At 61.7% G+C, this 3,568-nt stretch carries 4 protein-coding genes; 3 read left to right on the top strand and 1 reads right to left on the bottom strand.

Going from position 1 to position 3,568, the window contains the following annotated elements; translation table 11 throughout:
• From ACMO6A_RS14890 to ACMO6A_RS14880, 3 genes are all read left to right on the top strand, one after another.
• Positions 1 to 641 (top strand): LCP family protein (locus ACMO6A_RS14890; protein WP_418471477.1); only part of this gene is annotated, 641 nt, incomplete at its 5' end.
• A gap of 26 nt (positions 642 to 667) precedes the next feature.
• The gene (locus ACMO6A_RS14885) at positions 668 to 1,690 is read left to right on the top strand and encodes a glycosyltransferase (protein ID WP_009608232.1); all 1,023 of its coding nucleotides are present in this window, start codon (positions 668 to 670) and stop codon (positions 1,688 to 1,690) included.
• A 22-nt stretch (positions 1,691 to 1,712) separates the two neighbouring features.
• Positions 1,713 to 2,708 carry an LCP family protein gene (locus ACMO6A_RS14880; protein ID WP_009304096.1) on the top strand — a complete coding sequence of 332 codons (996 nt, stop codon included), beginning with the start codon at positions 1,713 to 1,715 and terminating at the stop codon, positions 2,706 to 2,708.
• A 44-nt stretch (positions 2,709 to 2,752) separates the two neighbouring features.
• Here ACMO6A_RS14880 and ACMO6A_RS14875 read toward each other — a convergent pair.
• Positions 2,753 to 3,568 (bottom strand): glycosyltransferase family 2 protein (locus ACMO6A_RS14875; protein WP_418471476.1); only part of this gene is annotated, 816 nt, incomplete at its 5' end.

Below are 3,568 nucleotides of genomic sequence, written 5' to 3'. Positions count from 1 at the left end.
CCTACAACCTGGGCGGGGCCGCCGCCTCTATCAAGGCGGTGTCCACGGTGACGGGCACGCCGATCAATCATTACGCCGAGGTGCATTTCTCCGAGTTCCAAGAACTGGTGGACAAAGTGGGCGGCATCACCGTGGACGTGCCGGTGGAGATATCCTACAAAGACGCGTTGACTGGCGAGGCGGTGTCCCTGCAGCCAGGCGTCCAGACGCTGAACGGACAGCAAGCGCAGATATTCGCCCGTGCGCGCCACGAATACGGCGACAACCAGGAGGCGAAGCGCCAAAGCAACATCCGCCAGATACTCACGGCCATCGTGGAGAAAGTGCTGCAGAAGCCCGCCATGGAGCTGCCGGGTGCCATCCTCGACCTCGCCCAAAGTGTCGGAACCGACATGAACACGCCCGATATCGTATCGCTGGCTCTTTCGTTTTCGGGGGACCCGGGCGGGATGACCTTGTACAGTTGCACCGGCCCCAGCAATGGGGACTTCGACGAGGCGCAGAACGGCCTCTGGCTGTGCTACGAGAACCCCGAAGGCTGGGCGACCCTCATGGCGGCAGTCGATGCGGGCGAGGATCCCGGCGAGCTGGACGTCGAATCGACCGCGATCATCCCTGCATCTTCGGACGCGTCGGTCTGATAGGCATCAAGGAAGGGCGAGAGGCCATGCCGGCTGTATCCGTGATCATACCCATGTACAACGTGCGTCCCTATATCGAGGACTGCCTGCTGTCGTTGAAGCGGCAGACGTTCGGCGATTTCGAGGCGCTGTGCGTCGACGACGGTTCGACCGACGGCACGCTGGAAGCCGCTCGGAAGGCGGGCGACGACGACGCTCGCTTCTCATTTCTTTCTCAGGCGAACGCGGGGCAGTCTGCCGCGCGCAACGCGGGCATCGCCCGCGCGACGGGGAAGTACATCGTCTTCCTGGATTCCGACGATTACTACGAGGACCGCGCGCTGCAGACGCTGTTCGAGCGGGCCGAGCGCGACGAGCTGGACGACTTGTTCTTCTCGGCGCGGACAGTGTACGAAGATGCCGAGGCGCGGGCGCGCTACCGCGACGATTACGACGATCGCGAGGGCATCGACGGCGTCATGACGGGCCGCCAGCTCATGGCGCGCTTCGCCGAACTCGATTCGTTCTGCGTGTCGCCCGCGCTGCAGTTCGTTCGCAGGGGTTTCTTGGAAGAATCAGGAATTCGGTTCTACGAGGGCATCGTGCACGAGGACAACCTGTTCACCTGCCTGATGCTGGCGGCCGCGCCCCGCGCGGCCTTTCTGAACGAGCCTTTGTACGTAAGGCGAGTGCGCGCCGGATCCACTATGACCGAGGCTCGCGAGATGCGCCACGTTTACGGCCACTTCAAGGCTGCCTACGAGCTTGAGGCATGGCTGCGCGCGCATGCGGGGGAGTGTTCGGAAGAGTTCGTCCGAGCCCTGGTTCGTCATGTGGCGTTCTGCTACGACCGGGCGGCGTTCGACGCGCTTTCGTTCGACGAAGCGCGTCTGGACGCGTGCGCGGCGGGCCTTGTGCCCGAGGAAGGGGCATCCTTCCGGCTGCACGTAATGGAGCATGCGCGCGAAACCGAGGGAATTCGCAAAGAGTACCTGGAATCGACGACCTACCGAGTCGGTCGTGCTATCATGGCTCTGCCTTGTCGGCTCAAAGAGCGTTTCGGCCGCTAGGCGCACTACCTAAGCGAAAGGAATGGTTCTGGTGAAGTTGAAGAAAATCGTTCGCTGCGGCGCGATGGCGGCTCTGCTTGCGCTGTCGATGGTCGTCGTGGCCGGATGTCAGCAGCAGCACGCTGTGGAGGATCCCGACACGAAGCTGATGCAGGATGCCGTGGACAGCGGCAAGGAGCCCGTCAACAGCATCGACACCCCCTTCTATGTGCTCATCGTCGGAAACGACGCGCGTACGGGTACCACGGAGGCATCCAGCGAGATGTACGCGGACGGCAAGGGACGCTCCGACACCATGATGCTGGTTCGCATCGATCCGAAGACGTACCAGGTCTCCCTCGTTACCATTCCCCGCGATACGGAAACGACGATCGACGGGGGAGTGGCGAAGATCAACGAGGCGTATCATGTCGGCGGTATCGATATGGCGATCGATCAGGTTGAAAGCCTGACCGGCGTTCACGTCCAGTATTATCTCGACATGGGCTTCGTCGACTTCGAGAACTTCGTCAACGCGCTTGGAGGAGTCACGGCGAACGTGCCCATAGACATGCATTTGAAGGACATCGTGAACGGCGGCACCATTGAGCTAAACGCCGGAGCGCAGGAGCTCGACGGCCCCGAGGCCCTTGTTCTCGCCCGTGTGCGCAAGCTGTACGCTGTCGACATCGAGGCGTGCCGCCAGATCCAGGACCGCCAGCTGGTCGAGGCGGGCATCAAGCAGGTTGCGGCCGACCCGGCGAACGCTGCGGCGCACCTTGACGCGCTTCTTGGCAATGCCGAAACGAATTGGCCGAAGGACGAGCTGGCGGCTATGGTGGCGGACTTCGCCGCGAACGCCGACAGGATCGCTTTCCAGTCGGGTACCGGCCCTTACGTTGGCGACTTTATGGAGGAGCATGACGGCCTCTGGATGGTTCCTCGCGACGAGGGAACGTGGAGGAAGGTTATCGAAGTGGTCGAATCCGGCGGCGATCCGACGACGGTCGTAGCCTTGCCCGAAGTAGAAGCGGCGTAAGCCATTTAGTATGCAAGAAGACCCCGAATGCTCGGGGTCTTCCTTTATTTCCCGCCTTCGCGGCTGCTTTTTCTCGTCACGTATTTCTTGAAGGTGCGAAGAGTGAACCAAGGACCTACGTTGCGTAGGTTGTACAGCCCCTGCTTGACGAGCCCCCAGGCGTAGGGCGCGCTGCGGACGTACGGTTCGGGCATGCTGCGCAGTTCGGCAAACATGCGCTTGCATCCTGGAGGTATCTCGGCGTCAGACAGAACAAGATCGGTATCCATTCGCTCGAACATGCGCGTGGCTGCCGCCCGCACCTCGTCGTTCGTCAGGTCGACTTCTTCCAGGACGCCACCTAGGTAGGTGAAGCCGCGGCTGTTGTGGGCGCGCAGCACGGCTTCGTCGCGGATGCCTATGCGTTCGAGCGCATCCATCATGTCGTTCCATCGGTCAAAAGGCAGTAGCGTGTTGTTCAGCGCGAAGGACTTCGATTTCTCGGGCGTTTCCTCGCGGTAGCAGTAGTACGGTTCGTCGAGATAGACGATGCGCTCGGCTTGGCAGAGCGTCTCTATCAGAAACGGGTTGTCGGCCCATCCCGCTCCCGGATACTCGCGGAAGCGGATACCGTGCTTTTCAAGGAATCCTTTGCGGTAGATGGCCGACCATATGGACGGATGGTGCGTGAGCAGATGCGCCGCGTCGCGGATGATGAACGGCTGGCAAGGCGGCTTGATGCGACGGCGGTAGCTGCAGTTCAGCTTGCGTTGCTCGGGGGTGTCGGGCATCCAGATGCGCCAGTACGGGGTTTTCACGATGTCTGCGGGATCGTTGAAGGTTGCCTCGAAAGCGAGCATGTCGGCATACATGCCGGGTTC

The organism is Eggerthella sp., assembly GCF_048329335.1.
GTDB lineage: Bacteria > Actinomycetota > Coriobacteriia > Coriobacteriales > Eggerthellaceae > Eggerthella > Eggerthella lenta.
The sequence above is the reverse complement of the archived record's forward strand: the minus strand, read 5'-3'. Positions and strand labels throughout refer to the sequence as shown.